Raw genomic sequence first — 20,025 nt, 5'->3', positions numbered from 1 at the left:
CGTGGGCGGCGGTGAGCAGCGTCGCGCCAATGGCGAACGCGGCCAGGGCGCAGCATGCGCAGGCGGCGGCACGCATCGGCGTGCGGGAGAAAAATCGACGGTCGGCCATGAGGTTCAACGGGCAACGGTGAGAGTGGTGGGGGCGCTGCCGGTTTGCTGCGCGGGTGCGGGTGCGGGTGCGGGCGTCGGCGCGGATGAGCCGTACGGATCGGGAATCGCACTGCCGAGCAGCGCCTGAAGACCGATCCGCTGTTCGGCGAGCGCCTCGCGCGCGGTGGCGGCGTCGAGACGTCGCGTGAGCGCCGCGCTCTGCGCATCGACGTACTGGCCGAGCGCGATGTCGTGCCGCGCGTAGGCGTCCTGCGCGTGCGCGGCGGCGCGCTCGAGTTCGGGCAGCGCGGCTTCGTCCTGCGCGAGCTGCTGCGCGGCGATCGCATCGTCGGCACGCAGATGCGCGATATCGGCGGCGGCGGTGTTCAGACGCGCCTGGTATTCGTCGGCGAGCCGCCGGCGCGTGGCCTGTTCGATGGCGATATTGCCGCGATTGCGATTGAACACGGGCAGCGTCAGATTGATCGCGAAGCCGCTCGTATAGATCTCCGACGTATCGCGCTGACGCGTGAAACCCACGGAGAGGCTCGGAAACTGATTGAGGATCGCGGCGCGGTATTTCTGCTCCTGCGCTTCGTAACCGGCCTGCAGCGCGATGAGATCGGGGCGACGCTGCGGCAGTGCGGCGACGGCGGCGTCGAGCGTGGCATCGGCGAGCAGGGCGGCGTCGCGGTCCTGCGCCGTGTCGGCGAGCGGCAGCGTGACGTCGGGCGCGAGGCCGAGCAGCGCGTTCAGATCGTGATGCGTCTGCTCGCGCGCGTGCAGCAGATCGGCGTATTGTTTGCGCGCGTCTTCGCTGGCGGTGAGCGCGGCGCTCGCGCTATCGGCCGTCACGTTGTGCTCGCTCGCGGCGTGCGCGATGCGTTCGTAACGCGTCTGCGTGAGGTCGGCCTGCTTGGCGAGCAGCGGCAGCGCGTCGTTCTGAAAGCGCGTCTTCACGTAGAGCTGCTTCGCCTGCGCGATCACCTGCCATTCCTGCCAGAGCAGGCCGAGGTCGGTCTTGCGCACGGTGGCGTCGGCGGATTGTTTGTTGGCGCCGCGCGTGACGATCGCCATGACGTCCATGCTCAGACCGTAACTGAACGCGCGCGACAGACCGAGCGCGCCCGGATAGTCGCTCGACACCGCAACTTGCGGATCGGGCAGCAGGCCCGCGGAAAAAGCCTGCGCCTGCGCGATGCCGAGATCGTCGCGCGCGAGCTTCAGATCGGGATTGTTCGCGACGGCGAGCATCGCGACTTCTTCGATGTCGAAGCCGTCGGACGGATCGAAACGATGCGCGGCCAGTTCGGGCAGCGGCATTTTCGCCGGGTCGATCTGGAGGCGACCGAGGGTATCCTGCGTCGTCAGCGACGCGGCGGCGGGCAGCGGCTGCGCACGATACAGCGTGCAACCGCCCAGCGCGCCCGCGCATAACGCGGCGACGGCGAGCAGGCAATGCATGCGCAGCGAACTGGCGCGGAACGGCGGGCGAGACGGCATGGGGTTCTCGATGAAACTGCGCGGTCGGGCCGGAGAGGCGAGCGGGCCGCGCGGGTGGATTGCGTGTGTCGGGGTGCGGCGCGCCCTTGAGGCGGTGGCGCGGCAGGTTGGTGGGGATTCTGGAGGGGAAAGGCTTAGCGCCGCCTTAAGGGGCGGAGCATGGCGATAAAAAGTAGGCAATTTGTAATAATTACAGATTGCCGAATTTCGATAACGCGTCGATTTATGACTCTCTAGCATGGCTCGAATCAGGTCGCACGGGCGGCCTGCTTCGCCGGTCGCGGGCGCGCCCGCCCGGCTTTCACGAGGAGAGAACACCATGCAGGCAGAGTCGAAAAGCAGTGCGGGCGCGCCCGCGCTCAAGCAGACGCTCGGCACCTGGCAGCTTTGGGGGATCGCGGTCGGGCTCGTGATCTCCGGCGAATATTTCGGCTGGAGCTACGGCTGGGCTAGCGCCGGCACGCTGGGCTTCGTCGTCACCGCGCTGTTCGTTGCGGCGATGTACACCACCTTCATTTTCAGCTTCACCGAACTCACCACCTCGATTCCGCACGCGGGCGGCCCGTTCGCCTACGCGCGCCGCGCCTTCGGTCCGGCCGGCGGTTTTCTGGCGGGCGCGGCCACGCTGGTCGAGTTCGTGTTCGCTCCGCCGGCCATCGCGCTCGCCATCGGCGCCTATCTGCACGTGCAGTTTCCGGGGCTCGAACCGAAGCACGCGGCCATGGGCGCGTATCTCGTCTTCATGGCGCTCAATATCGTCGGCGTGCAGATCGCGGCGACCTTCGAACTCGTCGTCACGCTGCTCGCGATCTTCGAACTGCTCGTGTTCATGGGCGTGGTGTCGCCGGGCTTTTCGTGGGATCACTTCCTGAAGGGCGGCTGGTCGGGCGCCGATCACTTTTCGATGGGTTCCTTCCACGGCATGTTCGCGGCGATTCCGTTCGCGATCTGGTTCTTCCTCGCGATCGAAGGCGTGGCGATGGCCGCCGAAGAAGCGAAAAACCCCAAGCGTTCGATTCCGATCGCCTACGTGGCGGGCATTCTCACGCTCGTCGCGCTGGCGGTCGGCGTGATGGTGTTCGCGGGCGGCGCGGGCGACTGGACCAAGCTCGCCAACATCAACGACCCGCTGCCGCAAGCGATGAAATACATCGTCGGCGAACATAGCGGCTGGATGCACATGCTCGTGTGGCTCGGCCTGTTCGGCCTCGTCGCGTCGTTCCACGGCATCATCCTCGGTTATTCGCGGCAGATTTTCGCGCTCGCCCGCGAAGGCTATCTGCCCGCGTGGCTCGCCAAGGTGCATCCGCGCTTCAAGACGCCGTATCGCGCGATCATCGCGGGCGGCGTGATCGGCATCGCCGCGATTTACAGCGACGAGTTGATCCAGTTCGCCGGCCAGACGCTCACGGCCAATATCGTCACGATGTCGGTGTTCGGCGCGATCGTCATGTATATCGTCAGCATGGCCGCGCTGTTCAAGCTGCGCCGTCAGCAGCCGCGCATGGCGCGTCCGTTCCGTGCGCCGCTGTATCCGTTCTTCCCGGCGTTCGCGCTGCTGGCGGCGCTCGTCTGTCTCGGCGCGATGGTCTGGTACAACCAGCTCGTGGCGCTCGTGTTCGTGGTGTTCCTCGCGCTGGGCTATGCTTATTTCCTGGCGACCGGCGCGCAGCGCGCGGCGGCCTCGGAAGCGGGCCCGGCGCTGGAAGCCGAAACCTCGGGCGCGCTGCTCGAAGAGTGACAGCGGAGGAATCAGGCAGATGTCGTACACGGAGACGATCGGTCCGCGCACGTATCGGTTCGCGGACCTCAAGACCCTGCTCGCCAAGGCGAGTCCGCTGCGCAGCGGCGACCAGCTCGCGGGCGTGGCGGCGGCGAGCGAGGAGGAGCGCGTGGCCGCGAAAATGGCGCTCGCGAACGTGCCGCTCAAGACCTTCCTGAACGAAGCGCTGATTCCGTACGAAAGCGACGAAGTCACGCGACTGATCGTCGACACGCACGACGCGCAGGCGTTCGCGCCCGTCGCGCATCTGAGCGTCGGCGACTTCCGCAACTGGCTGCTGTCGCCGCAAGCGGACAGCGCCATGCTCGAACGCATCGGCCCCGGCCTCACGCCCGAGATGGTCGCGGCGGTGTCGAAGCTGATGCGCAATCAGGACCTGATCGCGGTGGCGAAGAAGCGTCCCGTGATCACGCGCTTTCGCAACACGGTGGGTCTGCCGGGGCGCATGTCGGTGCGTCTGCAGCCCAATCATCCGACCGACGACGTGAAGGGCATCGCGGCGTCGATGCTCGACGGCCTGATGTACGGCTGCGGCGATGCGATGATCGGCATTAATCCCGCCACCGACAGCCTCGCGGCCATCGTCAAGCTGCTCACGATGATCGACGGATTTCGCGAGCGTTATCGCGTGCCGACGCAATCGTGCGTGCTCACGCACGTCACCAATACGATTGCGGCGATCGAGAAAGGCGCGCCCGTCGATCTCGTGTTCCAGTCGATCGCGGGCACAGAAAAGGCCAACGCGAGTTTCGGCATTTCGCTCGCGCTGCTCGCCGAGGCGCGCGAGGCGGCGCTTTCGCTCAAGCGCGGCACGGTCGGCAACAACCTGATGTACTTCGAAACGGGGCAGGGCAGCGCGCTGTCGGCGAACGCGCATTTCGGCGTCGATCAGCAGACCTGCGAGGTGCGCGCCTATGCGGTGGCGCGCCGCTTCGATCCGTTCCTCGTGAATACGGTGGTGGGTTTCATCGGCCCCGAATATCTCTACGACGGCAAGCAGATCATTCGCGCGGGGCTCGAAGATCATTTCTGCGGCAAGCTGCTCGGCGTGCCGATGGGCTGCGATATCTGCTACACGAATCACGCGGAAGCCGATCAGGACGACATGGACGCGCTGCTCACGCTGCTGGGCGCGGCGGGCATCAATTTCATCATGGGCATTCCGGGCGCCGACGACGTGATGCTCAACTATCAGAGCACCTCGTTTCATGACGCGCTGTACGTGCGCGATCTGCTCGGCCTGCGCCGCGCGCCCGAGTTCGAGGAGTGGCTCGAAACGATGGAAATCGCCGATGCGAAGGGCGCGTTGCTGCCCGCCTCGGCGCGCGTGCCGCTGCTGGCGGGCGCGCACGAATGGATCGGCGCGGGCACGGAGGTGGGCGCATGAGCGACGCCGTCGAAAAGAATCCGTGGAGCGGGCTGAAGGCGTTCACGAACGCGCGCATCGCGCTCGGCCGCGCGGGCAATGCGCTGCCCACGGCGCCGCTGCTCGCGTTCAATCTCTCGCATGCGCAGGCGCGCGATGCAGTGCATCAGCCGCTCGACGCCGACGCGCTGCGCCGCGAACTCGAAAGCGCGGGCTTTGCGACGCTCGGTGCGTCGAGTGCGGCGCCCGATCGTCAGCATTATTTGCGGCGTCCCGATCTCGGTCGGCGGCTGTCGGATGAGAGCCGCGCGGCGCTCGCGCAAGCGGGCGGCGACGGTGAAAAACCCGACGTGGTGTTCGTGATCGGCGACGGACTCTCGGCGTTTGCAGCGGCGAAGCAGGCGCTGCCGCTGCTCAACGCCATGCGCACGCGACTTGATGCGGATGCCGACGCCGATACCTCACGCGGCTGGCGCGTCGGTCCCGTGGTGGTGGCGAGCCAGGCGCGTGTCGCGCTCGGCGACGAGATCGGCGAACTGCTCGGCGCACAGCTCGTGGCAATGTTGATCGGCGAGCGGCCGGGCCTCAGTTCGCCGGACAGCCTCGGCGTGTATCTCACGTGGGCGCCGAAAGTCGGTTGCCACGACGCGCTGCGCAACTGCATCTCCAACGTGCGGCCCGAAGGTCTGCCGCACGAAGCCGCCGCGCACAAGCTCCACTATCTGATGACGCACGCGCGCCGCCTGCAACTGACGGGCGTCGGCCTCAAGGACGATAGCGACGCGTTGCTGCCCGACGTTGCCGATGCCGCGCGGATCGGGTCGGTGTGACGCATCGAATCGCTGCGTTCGTCCTTGCAGATGTGCATGCTGCGCACGTCCTGTTCATCGACAAGGACTCGCCAGAATCGTGCGTGTCCTCATGGTTGCACCGGATTGGTGCGCACCGCTCGCCGTGCGAAAAATGAACATCCACTGAACAGACGAGCGCGCAGACTGCGCCGCCGAGGCGCACGCGCAGGCATCGCGCATGGCCCGGCCCGCGCGACAACGGGTCCCGACGATCTGGCGCGGGTTTTGCATCATCACCCGATCGTTTTGACAGAAAGTGCGCGCAAGGAGGCACCCATGAACCACGCGGCGACGCTCAGCGAGCGGCCCGATGCTTTCCGGCTCGCGCCACTGGCCGACCATACTGCTGAAAACACCGCTGAAAACACGCGCTGTTCCGCGCAAGGCGCCGACGCGCCCGCGGGGCGCGCGGTCGTGAGCGTCGCGCACGATGCCGACGAGCAGGCGCGCAACCTCGTCGGCTGGCGGCAGACCTACGATCAGCTCGCAGCGGGTCGCTTCGTCGGCACGCTGACCGAAATCCCGCTCGACACCATGAAGGTCTTCTGCGAGACCACGAGCCACACGCTGCGCCAGGCGTGCGAGGTGCGCGGCGACGCGTACTGGTTCGGCATTCCCGCCACGCGCGGACAGCAGGCGCGCGTCGATGCGCAACCCTTCGGCGCGGAAGCCTTCGCCATGCGTCCGGGCAACGTCGAATTCGAACTCCTCACGCCCGCGCAGTTTTCGATTTACGGCGTGGTGGTGCGCGGCGAGGTGCTGCGCCACTACGCGCAGACCGTGGAAGGCGTCGCGCTCGACGCGCGTCTGCCGCAAACGCCCATCGTGCAGGCGGGCGCGGCGCGCCTCGCGCATCTGTGCGCGGTGCTCGAACAGCGTCTCGACGATCACGATGATGACGGCGCGGATGGCGCGCGCCTCGCTTGCACGCCGCTGTCCGACGCCGAACGCAACGACGTGCAGGCCGAATTGCTCGCCGCCCTGTTCGACGCGTGCGCGCAGCACGGCCACGCGGATGACGCCGAAAGCGCCCGGCAGACGCCGGAGCAGGCCTCGCGCCGCCGCTGGATCGTCGCGCAGGCGCGCGAGTACGTGCTCGCGCATCGTTCGCGTCCTGTGGGCGTGCCCGAGTTGTGCGAGCAGTTGCTCGTGAGCCGCCGCACGCTGCAATACTGCTTTCAGGACGTGCTGGGCATGGCGCCCGCGACCTATCTGCGTGCGCTGCGTCTGAACGGCGCGCGCCGCGATCTGTGCGGACGCGAGGCCGGATCGGTGCAGGACGTGGCGGCGGCGTGGGGCTTCTGGCATCTGAGCCAGTTCGCGACCGACTATCGGCGCATGTTCGGCATGCGGCCTTCGGAGGCGCTGCGCGCGTCGTGATCTGGAAAAATAATATGGATCACGAAATAATGATGGAGATTCGACAGCCCGGCGATCAACCCGCCGTTGCCGCCGCGCGCGCGAATGCCGCAAAACGCAGCGCGCAACGCGAAGGATCGTGTGTGCGCCACGCGATGATCTGGTCGAGCACGGGTGCGTCGATCAAGGGCACGTAGGCCACATCGGCCATCTTCAACGATGCCGCGAACGCAGGCACGATGGCGACGCCCTGGCCCGCCGCCACCAGCGCCACGAGCGCGGCGACCTGGCTCGCGCGCGGACCGAGACGCGGCTCGACGCCCGCCTGCGCGCAAAGCCGATGCAGCGCCGTGTTGAGCACCGAGCCCTGACCCGGCGGCCACGCGATAAAACTTTCGTGCGCGAGCGCCTCGAACGTGACGGCCGCGCACGCGGCGTACTCGCTGTTCGCGGCCACGGCGGCGACCATCGGCTCGCGCGCCACCGTCAATTGCGCGATGGCGCCATCGGCTTGATCGGTGTGAGCGGCATTGTCGGCGTGATCGGACGCGGCCCAGCCGAACGCAATGTCGAGCACGCCTGTTTCGATCTGCCGGGGCTGTGCCGTGCCGGCCACTTCGCGAAACGTGAGCGCCACGTCGGGCGCCTCGCGGCTGAAGCCGCGCACGATGGCACTGAACGTGGGCGACATCGGAATCGAACTCGTATAGCCGATCGCCAGCCGTCCCGCCGTGCCATGTGCGAGCCGCTGCGCCGACACTTCCGCCTGCTCGGCGGCCTCGATCACCTGACGCGCGTGCGCGAGAAATTGCGCGCCCTCCGGCGTGAGCGTGACCGCGCGCGTGGAGCGCTCGAACAGACGGATGCCCAGCTCGTTTTCGAGCGATGCGATGTGCCGCGTGAGCGGCGGCTGGGCGATATGGAGGCGCTCGGCGGCGCGTCCGAAATGCAGTTCGTCGGCGACGGTCACGAAGTAGCGCAGGCGGCGCAGGTCGAGCATGCTGATTTTTCCGGTATCAATCGCGACGGATTCGGTATTGGCGCGCGCGGCGCGGGATTGCGAGACTGATTGCTCTCTGAATCAGGCGGGAGCGATCGTCGTCCATGAATGGCCAGCATGACAAGTCTTTGCGCGCGGCGTTTTTTCTCTGCGGCTGCGCGGCGTTTCTCAATCTCTACGCGACCCAGGGCATTCTGCGCGAACTCGCCGCCACCTTCGGCGTGAGCGCGGAGCGCGCAGGACAGGGCGTGAGCGCCACCACGCTGGCCGTCGCCATTATCGCGCCTTTCGTCGGCACCTTAGCCGCGCCGTTCGCGCGCCGGACGGTGATCGCGCTCGCGGCGTCGTTGTCCGTGCTGCCTGCCTTGTGGGTCGCGCATGCGGGCAGCTTCGCGTCGTTTCTGGCCGCGCGTTTCGCGGTGGGCATGCTGATGCCGTTCGTGTTCGCGATCTCGGTGGCCTTCATCGGCGAGCTGTTCACGCGCGAGCAGTCGGCGGAAGTGAGCGCGCTGTTCGTCGCCGGCACCACGCTCGGCGGCTTTGCGGGGCGCTTTATCACCAATGCGTGCGCGTCGGTGCTCGGCTGGCGTTACGCGCTCGATATCGTGGCGCTGTTGAGCCTGGGCGCGGGCGTGGCGATTTATCTGTGCTTGCCGCGCGTGGCGGTCAGTGCGCGTGCGAGACCCGGCGTGAACAGTCAGGTCGAAGCACGCGATACACGCCACGCGCCCTCGCGCCTCGCCTTGCTCACGCGCCGTCCGCTGCTGGCCGCGTTTGGCTTCGGCGCCTGCGTCCTCGCCTCGCAGGTCGCGACGTTCACGTTCGTGGGCTTGCGCCTCGCGCAACCGCCGTACAGCTTCGGCACGGTGCAGATCGGCGCGCTCTACGCCGTGTTCCTGCTCGCCGTGGTGGTCACGCCGCTCGCGGGCCGCTTCGCGCGCCATCGCTCGCCGCGTGAACTCGCGCTCTACGCGGCACTGCTCGCGCTGCCCGCCGCGGGACTCACGCTCGCGCACGGTTTGCTGCCGATCCTCTGCGGTCTCGCGCTCGGTTCCACGGCCGTGTTCGTCGAGCAGGCCGCCGCGAACGCCTTCATTTCGCAGACGGCGGGCGCCGCGCGTTCGACGGCCATCGGCGTGTATCTGTCGTGCTACTACCTGGGCGGCAGTCTCGGCTCCATCCTGCCGGCATCCGCGTGGCGACAGTGGGGCTGGGCGGGCTGCGTGGCGTTCGTGATGGTGGCGCAGGCGATCGCGGGCTGGCTCGCGTGGCGCTTCTGGCGCGATCCCGCGCGCGCTCGCGTGATGGAGAAGCGCATGCCCGCCGTGCTCGATGGGCGATAAACAATAAACGCGTGCGTTACTTCGTCCCCGACGAACCCGCCGGGCGCGCATAGCGCGCGAGAAACATATCGGCGGCGCTTTGCGCGACGTGATCCTGCTCGGCCGCGCTGAGCGTCGGCTGCCCCATCGTCACCTGCGGCCAGAACGCGAAACCCTTCACCAGCGCATGCAATTGATGCGCGGCGAACAGCGGATCGAAGGGCGCGCCGTCCGCGTTGCCCAGACGCGCATCGGCGGCCGCCGCGCGTATCCAGATCGTCACGTCCTCCTCGCGCTCGCCGATGCGCGCGACCATGTCCCGCGCGCGTTCCGGCGAGTGAATGCCCGCCGCGAGCGCCACGCGCACGAGCGCGAGAAACGACGCGTCGCCCATCAGCCGCAGCTTGCGCTGCAACAGTTCGAGCAGTTGCGCGCGCAACGGCGCGTCGGCGCGATAGGCGGGCGCGGCGCCCGTCAGCGCGGCGTCCCAGAGCCGATGCAGGATGGCCGCGAACAGCGCTTCCTTGCTCGGAAAATGGTTGTAGACGGTGCGCTTCGACACGCTCGCGCGCGCGGCGATGCGGTCCATGCTGGTGGCGTCGTAGCCGGCGGCGAGAAATTCCTCGATGGCCGCTTCCAGGACGGCGGCGCGTTTCCGGTCGGTCAGGCGTTGTGGGGTGTCGGCGGTGCTCATGAGGGAATTTTACACCGGACAGTTTACTTTTCTCCCGAATAAACTACACTAGCCAGTCTACTTTTGTCTTCAGGACGCCGACATGGCTTCGATCCCCGATTTTCTCGGCCGCACGCTCGGCTTCGCCGCCGCGAAGCGTTCGCGCACGCTCGCGAACGGCTCCACGCAGCACGACGGCGCGCGCTTTCGCAATGTGCGTCCGCGTCCGCAGGAAGGCCTCGTGAAGAGTCTGCGCATCATCTGGAACGTGCTGTTTCGCAAGCCGGGCGGCACGGTGCCGTCGGCGGCGCTGCCCGTCGACGCCCTGAGTCGCGCCGATCTGCTCGCCGCGCCCGACGGCAGCCTCTGGCGTCTCGGCCACTCCACGATGCTGATGAAGCTGCGCGGCGAATTCTGGCTGACCGATCCGGTGTTCGGCGAGCGCGCGTCGCCCTTCAAGCGGCTCGGCCCGAAGCGCTTTCACGCGCCGCCGATCGCGCTGGCCGACCTGCCGCCGTTGCGCGGCGTGATCCTCTCGCACGATCACTACGACCATCTCGACCGCGAAACCGTGCTCGCGCTCGCCGCGAGCACGGGCGTGTTCCTCACGCCGCTGGGCGTGGGCGACCGGCTGATCGAGTGGGGCATCGACGCGGCGAAGGTGCGCCAGTTCGACTGGTGGCAAAGCGCGAGCATCGCGGGCGTGACCTTCACGTCGACGCCCGCGCAGCACTTTTCGGGGCGCAGCCTGTTCGACGGCAACAGCACGCTGTGGTGCTCGTGGTCGATCGCGACCGACGATCTGCGCGTGTTTTTCAGCGGCGACACGGGTTATTTCGACGGTTTCCGCGAGATCGGCGAGCGCATGGGGCCGTTCGACGTCACGCTGATCGAAACCGGCGCGTACGACCCGCAGTGGCCGTACGTCCACATGCAACCCGAGGAAACCGTGCAGGCGCATCTGGACGTGCGCGGGCGCTGCCTCGTGCCGATCCACAACGGCACGTTCGACCTCGCGATGCATCGCTGGCAGGAACCGTTCGAACGCGTGATGGGGCTGGCGGCCGCGCGCAGCGTGATGCTGGCGACGCCGCGCATGGGCGAGCGTCTGGATCTCGCCGATCCGCAGCGCGGCGAGCGCTGGTGGCGCGAGGTGGCCGAGCAAGCCGCGGCGACGAAGCCGCGCTCGCGCGTCTGGCCGTGCCGCGCGGCCGGCGACGCCAACTCGTAAAAGGCAGGATGGCCGCCCGCGCAAACCACGGCGGGCGTGAACAGGGAGGACGCCCCGACGCGCTCGCGCCGCCTGGGCGGCGGCCGTGAGGCTGCGCGGTCGCCGGTCGAGCCGCTGCGGCTCGCCGGTCAAGGCCCTCGGTGGTTTATCGTGACGCGCAACGCTCAGCATGCGCGGCGGCCCGCATCCGCCGCGCCGGCCCCCCTGTCTGGCCGGCGCGGACGTGTCGGTCCGCCTTCGCAACGCCTGGGCGCGAACGCCGAAGCGTCCCCCGTTCTGGCTCCCCGCGCCAAGGGCGCAGGGCCTCAGGAGCTTAGTGGATGCCCGCGCGCGGACTTGACCGTGCGTCTCATTGCGCCGCATTGCCCCTCTTCGCGGCTCATTGCGACGCAACCCCGCCGATTTTCAGGGCCAGAATCCGCGCCTTAGCTGAAAGCCGATCGTTTGCTTTTTGTTATTTTTGCAACGAAGGCTTAATTATTGCCAAAGAGAGTCGAAATACAGTCGGTCACCCAATCGGCTCCTTATGTCATTTCTCTCTCATCTGAAAATCGGCCCGCGTCTTTCGGCGGGCTTCGTGGTCGTACTGCTTCTTCTCGGTGCCGTCGGCGGCATCGGACTCCTCCAGGCTTCGCGCATCTATGACGGCACGCGCGCACTCGGCGACGACTGGCTGCCGAGCGTGCAGACGCTGGGCCGGCTGCGCTCCGTCGCCGACGACGTGCGCCGGACCTCGCTGCGCTCGCTGCTCGCGGTCGACGCGGCCGACAAGGACACGCTGCGCACGCAGCACGCGCAATTCATCACCGATTTCGCCTCGACGCTCGACGCGTATTCGAAGCTGATTTCGTCGGCCGACGAGCGCCGTTTCTACGACGAGATCAACGCCGCGTGGACGGCCTATCTCGACAACGACAAGCAGTTGCAGGTGCTGGCCGACGCGGGCGATTCCCGCGCCGCCGAGGCGCGCGTGCTGGCGTCCGGCGCATCCGCGAAATCCTTCGCCACGGCGCAGTCGCTGATCAACGACGACATCAAGCTCAACCAGCAAGGCGCCGAGGCCGAAGTCGCGCGCGCGAAGTCGGCGTATGCGGGCGCGTTCGCCTGGACGCTCGGGCTGGTCGCGCTGGCGATCGCGCTGGGCGTCGTCATCGCGCTGTTCATCACGCGCTCGATCACGGCGCCGCTCGCGCGTGCGGTCAGCGTGGCGGAAACGGTGGCGCGCGGCGATCTCACGGCGCGCATCGAGGTCACGGGCAACGACGAGGCGAGCCAGTTGCTCTCGGCGCTGCGTCACATGAACGAGCGTCTCGTCGATCTGGTGGGCCGCGTGCGCACCGGCAGCGAAGGCATCGCGACGGCGGCCGCGCAGATCGCGGCGGGCAACACCGATCTGAGCCAGCGCACCGAGGAGCAGGCGGCGTCGCTCGAAGAAACGGCCGCGAGCATGGAAGAGCTCACGGCGACCGTGAAGCAGAACGCCGACAACGCCACCCAGGGCAACACGCTCGCGGGCCAGGCGTCGAGCACGGCGACGCGCGGCGGCGAAGTGGTGGGCCGCGTCGTCGATACGATGCGCGACATCTCGCAAAGCTCGGAACAGGTCGCGCAGATCATTTCGGTGATCGAGGGCATCGCGTTCCAGACCAACATCCTCGCGCTGAACGCGGCGGTCGAAGCCGCGCGCGCGGGTGAGCAGGGCCGCGGTTTCGCGGTGGTCGCGGGCGAGGTGCGCACGCTCGCGCAGCGCAGTGCGACGGCGGCCAAGGAGATCAAGACGCTGATCAGCGCCTCGGTCGAGCGCGTGGCGAACGGATCGACGCTCGCCACCGACGCGGGCAACACGATGGACGAAGTCGTGAAAGCGGTGCGCCGCGTGAACGACATCATCGGCGAGATTTCGGCGGCGTCCAGCGAGCAGCGCGCGGGCATCGAGGAGATCAGCCGCGCGGTCACGCAGATGGATTCGGGCACGCAGCAGAACGCGGCGCTCGTGGAGGAAGCGACGGCCGCGGCGCAGTCGCTCGACGATCAGGCGAAGGTGCTCAAGCGGCTGGTCAGCAAGTTCCATCTGGCGTGACGGATCGTCCGCGAGCGATCGCGTAAGGGGAAAAGAAAACGCCGCGTTTTACGCGGCGTTTTGCATCGTGACGCGTCTGCTTCGTGTCTACTTTGCGTCGCGCTCGATGATCCATTCGTGCGCGGGATCGTTATGGAAGTGCCATTCGCGCGTGGGGCCCGCCATCACGTTCAGATAGTACGAGTCATAACCGTACGGCACGACCACCGGATGATAGCCGCGCGGCACCATCACGACGTCGTGATCTTCCACGGCGAGCGTTTCGTCGAGATCGCGCGCGTCGGTGTAGACGCGCTGGAACGCGAAGCCTTGCTGCGGATTCAGGCGATGGTAGTACGTCTCTTCGAGCGCGCTTTCCTGCGGCAGGCGATCGGCGTCGTGCTTGTGCGGCGGATAGCTCGACGAATGCCCCGACGGCGTGCGCACTTCCACCACGAGCAGTGATTCGGCAGGCTCGGTCTGCGGAAGAATATCGCAGACGTAACGTGTATTCGCGCTCTTGCCGCGCGTCGAACGCTTCATCTGCGCAGACTCGATCAGGCGCACGGGCAGCGTGCCTTTCGCGGGCGCGCTCGCGACGCCCACTTCGGCGTCGCGCGTGGCGCGCACGGTGGCTTTCACGCCCGGTGGCACGTAGAGCGCGACCGGCGCGGCGTCCTCGAATACGCTGTCGCGCGAGCCGAGGCTCGAATAGCGCTGACCGTTGGCTTCGATATCCACCGCGCCCGAGAGCACGACGATGCAGCTCTCGCGGTCGATCTCGTGTACATAGACAAGTTCATCCTTGCCGAGCCGGTACGCGGCGAAACCGACATAGCGCCAGCCCGCGCTGGCGGGCGTGACGCGCGCGATCGTCTGGCCTTCGCGCGCGGCTTTCACGAGCAGGCTCATGCTGCCTCCTTCGTTCTGGAAAGTGTTTCGGTATCCGAATCGACCAGCGATCGCAGCGTGCGATAGCCCTTCTGCGCATAGGCATAAGACGGCGCGATCACGGGATCCTGTTCGGCTTCCACGACGAGCCAGCCGCGATAACCGTGCTGCTTGAGCTTCGCGATGATCGACGCGAAATCCACGGCGCCGTCGCCCGGCACCGAGAACGCGCCCGCGAGCACCGCATCGAGAAAACTCCAGTTGCGATTGCGCGCGAGCTTCACGACGGCGTGGCGCACGTCCTTGCAATGCACGTGGCACACGCGTGCGATGTGCTTGTCGAGTTCCGTGACCGGATCGCCGCCCGCGAAGGTGATATGGCCCGCGTCGAACAGCAGGCCCACGGCGTCGCTCGTGCGCGCCATCAGCTTGTCGACGTCGGCGGGCGTTTCCACGTACGCGCCCATGTGATGGTGATACGCAAGCCGCACGCCGCGCGAAAGCGTATGCCGCGCAAAGGCGTCGACGCGCTCCGCGTATGCGTCCCACTGTTGCTCGCTGAAAAAACGCGGACGCTGATAGAGCGGTCGCGGCGCGCCCTGAATCGAGTCGGCGACCTCGCCATAGACCATCACCGTCGCGCCGTTCTGCGCGAGCAGATCGAGATGGCGATCCACGGCGGCGATTTCCTCTTCCACGCTGCGCTTCGCGAGCATGCCCGAGTACCAGCCCGACACCAGCGACAAATCGTATTGCGCGAGCAGCGTCTTGAGCGCCTGCGGTTCGCGCGGAAACTTGTTGCCGAGTTCGAAGCCCTCGTAGCCGATCTCGCGGCCTTCGGTCAGCGCCGTGGAAAGCGGCGTCTCGCCGCCGAGCGAAGGCAGGTCGTCGTTCATCCACGACAGCGGATTGATGCCGATGCGTACTTCAAATGCGCTCATGTGCGTTCCTCGATCTGTGGAGCGTCGGGTGCTTCATGCCTGGTTTTTGGGGGCGTCGTGGTCTGACGCGTGCGATGCGTGCGCGTGACGTTCCGCGGTCTGCTGCACGTAGCGCTCGCGCGCCTCGCGCACCGCCGCGCGCGGCGACACTTCCGGCACCGCCACTTCCCACCACCAGCCGCCTTCCTCGGTGGTGCGCGCCGGATCGGTGTCGATGCACACGAGATACGTGCGCGTCGCCGCGCGCGCGCGGTGCATCGCGGCGTCCAGTTCGGCCACGTTCGCGACGTGCTCGGCCTCTGCGCCGAGCGCGCGCGCATGCGCGGCGAAGTCGATCTGCGGCGCGCCGAGCGGACCTTGCGCGCAATCGTCGAACAGGTTGTTGAAGGGCGCGCCGCCACACGCCTGTTGCAGACGATTGATGCAGCCATAACCGCGATTGTCGAGCACGACGATGATGAGCTTCGCGCCCAGCATCACCGAGGTGGCGATCTCGCTGTTCATCATCAGATAGCTGCCGTCGCCGACCATCACGATGACTTCGCGCTCGGGCCGCGCGAGCTTCGCGCCGAGACCGCCCGCGATCTCGTAGCCCATGCACGAGTAGCCGTATTCGACGTGATACGCGCCGGGGCGTCCCGCGCGCCAGAGCTTGTGCAGTTCGGCCGGCAGCGTGCCCGCCGCGCACACGACGATATCGTCGGTATCCGAGCGAGGGGACGAGCGCTGCACGGCGCCGATCACATCGGCGTCGTAGGGCAGGGTGTCGGGTGCCTGCTGCGCGTGCGTGAGCGCCGTGACGCTCGCGCGCCAGGCATCGGCGAGACGCCTGGCTTGCGCGGTCCACGCGGCGTCGGCGCGCCAGCCGTCGAGCTGCGTGTTCAGTTGCGCATCGAGCGCGGCGATCGCGAGCTTCGCGTCGGCTTGCACGGCGATTGCGTCGAGCTTGAGCGTGTCGAAACCGTTCGCGTTGATGCTGACGATGCTCGCGTGCGCGAACAGCGTGTTCGAGCCCGTCGTGAAGTCCTGCAGGCGCGTGCCGACGGCAAGGATGCAATCGGCGTCGCGCGCGAGCGCATTGGCGGCGGGCGAGCCGGTCACGCCGATCGCGCCTGCGTTGAGCGGATCGTCCCACGCGAGCGCGCCTTTGCCCGCCTGGGTTTCGGCGACGGGAATGCCGCGCGCGGCGGCGAACGCACGCAGCGCGTCCGACGCGCGCGCATAGAGCACGCCGCCGCCCGCGACGATCAGCGGCTGGCGCGCGCGGCTCAACTGCGCGAGCGCCGCGTCGATTTCACTCGCGATGGGCGCGGGCGCATGGAAGTTCACGAGACGCGGCGTGAAGAAGCTGGCCGGGTAATCCCACGCCATGGCCTGCACGTCCTGCGGCAGCGCGAGCGTGACGGGGCCGCACTGCGCGGCGTCGGTCAGCACGCGCAGCGCGCGCGGCAACGCGCTCAGCAATTGCGCCGGATGCACGATGCGATCGAAGTAACGCGAGACCGGCTTCAGCGCGTCGTTCGCGGAGAGGCCGCCGTCCTGCTGATCCTCGATCTGTTGCAGCACCGGATCGGGTTCGCGCGACACGAAGATATCGCCGGGCAGCAGCAGCAGCGGCAGACGGTTCACGTGCGCGAGCGCGGCAGCGGTGACGAGGTTCGTCGCGCCGGGGCCGATCGAGGTCGTCACGGCCATCATGCGGCGGCGGAAATGCGCCTTCGCATAGGCAATCGCGCTGTGAGCCATCGCCTGCTCGTTGTGCGCGCGCAGCGTCGGCAATTCGTGGCGATATTGATAGAGCGCTTCGCCAAGGCCCGCGACGTTGCCGTGGCCGAAGATCGCGAACACGCCGCCGAACAGCGGTTCGGTGCGGCCCGAGCCGTCCACGCAGGCCACGCGTTGCGCCGCGAGCCAGCGCACGACCGCTTGCGCGGCGGTCAGGCGCACGGTGGCGTTTTGCGGATGCTGCGCGACGCTCGTCGAGCTTTCCTGCGCGGCGTGCGAGATCGGAGCGATGCGTTGATTCATGCTGCTTTCTCCTCGCGCGCGGCTTGATGAGCCGGCGAAGGCTGCGCGGTCTGCGCTTCGGCACGCGCCTCGCGCCACGCGGCGATCAGCGTTTCGAACGCCGTGCGCACGCGTGCGATCACCGTCTTGTCGTCGATATCGCCCTTGAGCCACGCGTAGCTCGGCTCGTAGAAAATCGTGCGGCCGACCGTGAAGCCGCGGCAGGTTTGCGAGGCCGCTGCCGCCTTGAAGCCGCTCATCAATTGATCCATCGGCGCGGAGAGACCGAGCAGCACCACGCCGCGGCAATGCGGATCGCGCTCGGCGATCAGCGCGTCGACCTCGCGCCATTGCGCCGCGTCCAGCGGTTCGAGCTTCCACCACTCGGGATAGAGCCCGATGTTGTAGAGCCGCTTGAGCGCGCGCGCGATCGTGCCGGGCGCATTCGGTTTGCCGTCGAGTTTCGGCGGAATCACTTCGAGCAGCAGTTCGTGGCCGCTCGCCTGCACGGCGTCGTAGAGCGCGCGCAATTGCGCTTCCTGTTCGAGACGCTGCTCGATCGGTTCGTCGGGATGGAACTGCACGAGGCACTTCACGGTATGGCCGATGGGCCAGCTCGCGAGCGTGGTGCCGATCGAGCGGCCGTGATCGAACACGAGCGGCACGGAACCCGGCAACTCGACCGGGCGGCCGATCCACCAGTCGCGGCCCGTCGCGGCGTTGAGCGCGTCCTGACCGTAGCGGTCGTCGATCAGCACGCCGATCTTGCCCTGCAGGCCGAGCGCGCTTTCGGTTTGCGCGACCGCTTCCACATAGAGATTCTTCAGATGCGCAATGCGTGATTCGTCCGCGCCCGTTTGCTGCGCGAGATCGAAGAACTGATTGCGATGATCGAAGGCGAAGCCGAGCACTTCGTCGTGATGCTTGCGCGCGGGCGTGACGCGATGCAGGCGCGCGAGCGTCGCGTCGCGGTCGGGGCGGCGCATGCGCACGGGGTCGGCTTGCGCTTCGCTCAGGAAGTAGTCGAGCTCGGCGGGCGTGGGCATGGCGGGCGCGCAGCCGTGGCGCGAAACGACCAGCGCGCCGCACGCATTCGCGGCGCGCGCGCAGTCTTCGAGCGGCGCGTCGCGCAGCCAGCCCGAGAGAAAGCCCGAGGCGAACGCGTCGCCCGCGCCGAGCACGTTGAGCACTTCGACTTCGACGCCGCGCTGCATCGGCACGTCGTCGAGCGAATCGGGCACCGCGCCTTCGACGATCTGGCAGCCGAGCGGCCCGCGCTTGACCAGCAGCGTCGCGGACGTGACCTCACGCACGCGCTTGAGCGCATCGACGAGCGCTTCCTTGCCGCCCGCGATGCGGAACTCTTCCTCGGTGCCGATCACGAGATCGAAGTTCGGCAGAATGCGCTGCAGATGCTCGCTCACCCCCGCGCTGGCGACGAAGCGCGTCTCGCCGTCGGCCTTGCCCGTGAGACCCCAGAGCACCGGACGATAATCGATGTCGAGCACCGTGCGCACGTTGTTGCGGCGCGCGTAGTCGAGCGCGGCGAGGCTCGTGCGGTTCACCTGTTCGGTGGAGAAGTGCGTGCCGGTGATCAGCAGCGCTTTCGCGGAAGCGATGAACGCTTCGTCGAAGTCGGCGGGATCGACGGCCATGTCGGCGCAGTTCTCGCGGTAGAAGATCAGCGGGAACGTGTCGCGGTCCTTGATGCCCAGCAGCACGAGCGCGGTGAGGCGGTCCGGATCGATGCGGATATGGCTCGTATCGCAGCCTTCCTTCGCGAGCGTTTCGGTGAGAAAGCGGCCCATGTGGTCGTCGCCGACGCGCGTGAGCATCGCCGACTGCAGGCCGAGGCGCGCGCAGCCGAACGCGATGTTCGCGGACGAGCCGCCCAGATACTTGGCGAACGTGGACACGTCTTCGAGCCGCGCGCCGACCTGCTGCGCGTAGAGATCGACGCCCAGCCGGCCCAGACACACGATGTCGCGGCTGCGGCCCGGCGCGAAACGGCTCGGCGTGGTGCGGGTCGGGTTGGTGGGGATGATAGCCATGAGCATTCCTGATGAGTTCGGTGCGGGACGCGGGCCTGCTCAGATGGTGGCGCCGTCGAGTTCGGCGATCATCTTCTGCATTTCGGCGCCGCCGGCCATCATGTCGAGCACTTCGTTCTTGCTGATCGTGTCTTTCGTGTAGGTGCCGAGCGAGCGGCCGCGATTGAGCAGCGTGAACGAGTCGCCGATGGGGTAGGCGTGATGCACGTTGTGCGTGATGAAGATCACCGAGATGCCTTTCGCGCGCGCTGCGTGAATCAGCTTGAGCACGTTGAAGCTCTGCTTCACGCCGAGCGCGGCGGTCGGTTCGTCGAGAATCAGCACGCGGGCGCCGAAGTGAATGGCGCGCGCGATCGCGAGACACTGGCGTTCGCCGCCCGACATCGTGCCGATGGCCTGATGCGGATCGCGCACGTGGATGCCCATCTCCGAGAGCCGGTCCTTGGCGATCTGCGCGCTCGAATCGAGATCCATCACGTTGATGAAACCAAACAGCTTTTTCTGCGGCTCGCGGCCCATGAAGAAGTTGCGCGCGACGGACAGCAGCGGCACCAGCGCGAGGTCCTGATACACGGTGGCGATGCCGAGGTCGAGCGCGTCCTTCGGCGACTCGAAGCGCACGGGCTTGCCGTCGACGAAATACTGGCCGTCGGTGGGCGCGTGCACGCCGGCGAGCGTCTTGATGAGCGTGGACTTGCCCGCGCCGTTGTCGCCGAGCAGGCAGTGCACTTCGCCGCGTTTGAGGCGCAGCGTGACGCCGTTGAGCGCGATGACCTTGCCGAAGTACTTGCTGACGTTTTCGAGTGCGAGAATCGTGTCGCTGCCGGGCGCGGCGGCCTGCGCCGCTTGCGCGTTTTGCGCGCCCGCTGGTGCGAAGTCTTGTGATTCGGACATGGTG

The 20,025-nt window shown here is 67.5% G+C and carries 15 protein-coding genes; 7 read left to right on the top strand and 8 right to left on the bottom strand.

The window, feature by feature from the left end:
- Positions 1-114 precede the first annotated feature (114 nt).
- Positions 115-1,593, bottom strand: coding sequence for a TolC family protein (locus G3N97_RS17840; RefSeq protein ID WP_241030652.1), 1,479 nt, complete (start codon positions 1,591-1,593; stop codon positions 115-117).
- 319 nt (positions 1,594-1,912) lie between these two features.
- On the opposite strand from G3N97_RS17840, the gene eat reads away from it, so the two are divergent.
- The 4 genes from eat to G3N97_RS17820 all read left to right on the top strand — a co-directional run bounded on the left by eat (position 1,913) and on the right by G3N97_RS17820 (position 6,973).
- Complete coding sequence (gene eat, locus G3N97_RS17835) at positions 1,913-3,334, top strand: ethanolamine permease (RefSeq protein WP_065063991.1); 1,422 nt, start codon at positions 1,913-1,915, stop codon at positions 3,332-3,334.
- Positions 3,335-3,353: 19 nt separating this feature from the next.
- Positions 3,354-4,763 (top strand): ethanolamine ammonia-lyase subunit EutB, encoded by a 1,410-nt coding sequence (locus G3N97_RS17830; protein WP_205994431.1) that lies wholly within the window; start codon positions 3,354-3,356, stop codon positions 4,761-4,763.
- A complete protein-coding gene (gene eutC, locus G3N97_RS17825; protein WP_205994430.1) occupies positions 4,760-5,572 on the top strand; it encodes an ethanolamine ammonia-lyase subunit EutC in 813 nt (270 codons plus the stop codon). The genes G3N97_RS17830 and eutC overlap by 4 nt, the downstream gene beginning before the upstream one ends.
- 297 nt (positions 5,573-5,869) lie before the next feature.
- The gene (locus G3N97_RS17820; protein WP_205994429.1) at positions 5,870-6,973 is read left to right on the top strand and encodes a helix-turn-helix domain-containing protein; all 1,104 of its coding nucleotides are present in this window, start codon (positions 5,870-5,872) and stop codon (positions 6,971-6,973) included.
- A 55-nt stretch (positions 6,974-7,028) separates the two neighbouring features.
- Here G3N97_RS17820 and G3N97_RS17815 read toward each other — a convergent pair whose 3' ends face one another.
- Positions 7,029-7,952 (bottom strand): LysR substrate-binding domain-containing protein, encoded by a 924-nt coding sequence (locus G3N97_RS17815; RefSeq protein WP_205994428.1) that lies wholly within the window; start codon positions 7,950-7,952, stop codon positions 7,029-7,031.
- Positions 7,953-8,056: 104 nt separating this feature from the next.
- Between G3N97_RS17815 and G3N97_RS17810 the strand changes: the two genes are divergently transcribed.
- On the top strand, positions 8,057-9,295 hold the full coding sequence (locus G3N97_RS17810; RefSeq protein WP_205994427.1) for an MFS transporter: 1,239 nt from the start codon (positions 8,057-8,059) through the stop codon (positions 9,293-9,295).
- A 16-nt stretch (positions 9,296-9,311) separates the two neighbouring features.
- On the opposite strand, the gene G3N97_RS17805 is transcribed toward G3N97_RS17810, so the two are convergent.
- Positions 9,312-9,968: a TetR/AcrR family transcriptional regulator gene (locus tag G3N97_RS17805; protein ID WP_205994426.1), complete on the bottom strand. Its 657-nt coding sequence runs from the start codon at positions 9,966-9,968 to the stop codon at positions 9,312-9,314.
- An 82-nt stretch (positions 9,969-10,050) separates the two neighbouring features.
- Between G3N97_RS17805 and G3N97_RS17800 the strand changes: the two genes are divergently transcribed.
- Complete coding sequence (locus G3N97_RS17800; RefSeq protein WP_205994425.1) at positions 10,051-11,178, top strand: MBL fold metallo-hydrolase; 1,128 nt, start codon at positions 10,051-10,053, stop codon at positions 11,176-11,178.
- 526 nt (positions 11,179-11,704) lie between these two features.
- Positions 11,705-13,258 (top strand): methyl-accepting chemotaxis protein, encoded by a 1,554-nt coding sequence (locus tag G3N97_RS17795; RefSeq protein ID WP_205994424.1) that lies wholly within the window; start codon positions 11,705-11,707, stop codon positions 13,256-13,258.
- Positions 13,259-13,345: 87 nt separating this feature from the next.
- Here G3N97_RS17795 and iolB read toward each other — a convergent pair whose 3' ends face one another.
- Genes iolB through G3N97_RS17770 form a run of 5 tightly spaced genes read right to left on the bottom strand, consistent with a single transcriptional unit; the run spans position 13,346 to position 20,021 of the window.
- Positions 13,346-14,149: a 5-deoxy-glucuronate isomerase gene (iolB, locus tag G3N97_RS17790; protein WP_205994423.1), complete on the bottom strand. Its 804-nt coding sequence runs from the start codon at positions 14,147-14,149 to the stop codon at positions 13,346-13,348.
- Positions 14,146-15,069 (bottom strand): myo-inosose-2 dehydratase, encoded by a 924-nt coding sequence (gene iolE, locus G3N97_RS17785; protein ID WP_205994422.1) that lies wholly within the window; start codon positions 15,067-15,069, stop codon positions 14,146-14,148. The genes iolB and iolE overlap by 4 nt, the downstream gene beginning before the upstream one ends.
- Before the next feature lie 33 nt (positions 15,070-15,102).
- A complete protein-coding gene (iolD, locus tag G3N97_RS17780; RefSeq protein WP_205994421.1) occupies positions 15,103-17,097 on the bottom strand; it encodes a 3D-(3,5/4)-trihydroxycyclohexane-1,2-dione acylhydrolase (decyclizing) in 1,995 nt (664 codons plus the stop codon).
- Positions 17,094-19,127: a 5-dehydro-2-deoxygluconokinase gene (iolC, locus tag G3N97_RS17775; RefSeq protein WP_205994420.1), complete on the bottom strand. Its 2,034-nt coding sequence runs from the start codon at positions 19,125-19,127 to the stop codon at positions 17,094-17,096. The genes iolD and iolC overlap by 4 nt, the downstream gene beginning before the upstream one ends.
- 39 nt (positions 19,128-19,166) lie before the next feature.
- The gene (locus G3N97_RS17770) at positions 19,167-20,021 is read right to left on the bottom strand and encodes an ATP-binding cassette domain-containing protein (protein WP_241030651.1); all 855 of its coding nucleotides are present in this window, start codon (positions 20,019-20,021) and stop codon (positions 19,167-19,169) included.
- Positions 20,022-20,025: the final 4 nt, after the last annotated feature.

This window comes from Paraburkholderia sp. Ac-20347 (assembly GCF_017104805.1).
Taxonomy (GTDB): Bacteria; Pseudomonadota; Gammaproteobacteria; order Burkholderiales; family Burkholderiaceae; genus Paraburkholderia; species Paraburkholderia tropica.
This window is presented reverse-complemented; position numbering and strand designations above follow the sequence as displayed.

What these genes read in the sequence shown, in the direction of transcription:
- eutC (WP_205994430.1), top strand. Translation starts at nt 4,760, where the DNA reads ATGAGCGACGCCGTCGAAAAGAATCCGTGGAGCGGGCTGAAGGCGTTC.
- iolE (WP_205994422.1), bottom strand. Translation starts at nt 15,069, where the DNA reads ATGAGCGCATTTGAAGTACGCATCGGCATCAATCCGCTGTCGTGGATG.
- G3N97_RS17840 (WP_241030652.1), bottom strand. Translation starts at nt 1,593, where the DNA reads ATGCCGTCTCGCCCGCCGTTCCGCGCCAGTTCGCTGCGCATGCATTGC.
- G3N97_RS17800 (WP_205994425.1), top strand. Translation starts at nt 10,051, where the DNA reads ATGGCTTCGATCCCCGATTTTCTCGGCCGCACGCTCGGCTTCGCCGCC.
- G3N97_RS17815 (WP_205994428.1), bottom strand. Translation starts at nt 7,952, where the DNA reads ATGCTCGACCTGCGCCGCCTGCGCTACTTCGTGACCGTCGCCGACGAA.
- iolB (WP_205994423.1), bottom strand. Translation starts at nt 14,149, where the DNA reads ATGAGCCTGCTCGTGAAAGCCGCGCGCGAAGGCCAGACGATCGCGCGC.
- eat (WP_065063991.1), top strand. Translation starts at nt 1,913, where the DNA reads ATGCAGGCAGAGTCGAAAAGCAGTGCGGGCGCGCCCGCGCTCAAGCAG.
- G3N97_RS17805 (WP_205994426.1), bottom strand. Translation starts at nt 9,968, where the DNA reads ATGAGCACCGCCGACACCCCACAACGCCTGACCGACCGGAAACGCGCC.
- G3N97_RS17820 (WP_205994429.1), top strand. Translation starts at nt 5,870, where the DNA reads ATGAACCACGCGGCGACGCTCAGCGAGCGGCCCGATGCTTTCCGGCTC.
- iolC (WP_205994420.1), bottom strand. Translation starts at nt 19,127, where the DNA reads ATGGCTATCATCCCCACCAACCCGACCCGCACCACGCCGAGCCGTTTC.
- iolD (WP_205994421.1), bottom strand. Translation starts at nt 17,097, where the DNA reads ATGAATCAACGCATCGCTCCGATCTCGCACGCCGCGCAGGAAAGCTCG.
- G3N97_RS17830 (WP_205994431.1), top strand. Translation starts at nt 3,354, where the DNA reads ATGTCGTACACGGAGACGATCGGTCCGCGCACGTATCGGTTCGCGGAC.
- G3N97_RS17770 (WP_241030651.1), bottom strand. Translation starts at nt 20,021, where the DNA reads ATGTCCGAATCACAAGACTTCGCACCAGCGGGCGCGCAAAACGCGCAA.
- G3N97_RS17795 (WP_205994424.1), top strand. Translation starts at nt 11,705, where the DNA reads ATGTCATTTCTCTCTCATCTGAAAATCGGCCCGCGTCTTTCGGCGGGC.
- G3N97_RS17810 (WP_205994427.1), top strand. Translation starts at nt 8,057, where the DNA reads ATGAATGGCCAGCATGACAAGTCTTTGCGCGCGGCGTTTTTTCTCTGC.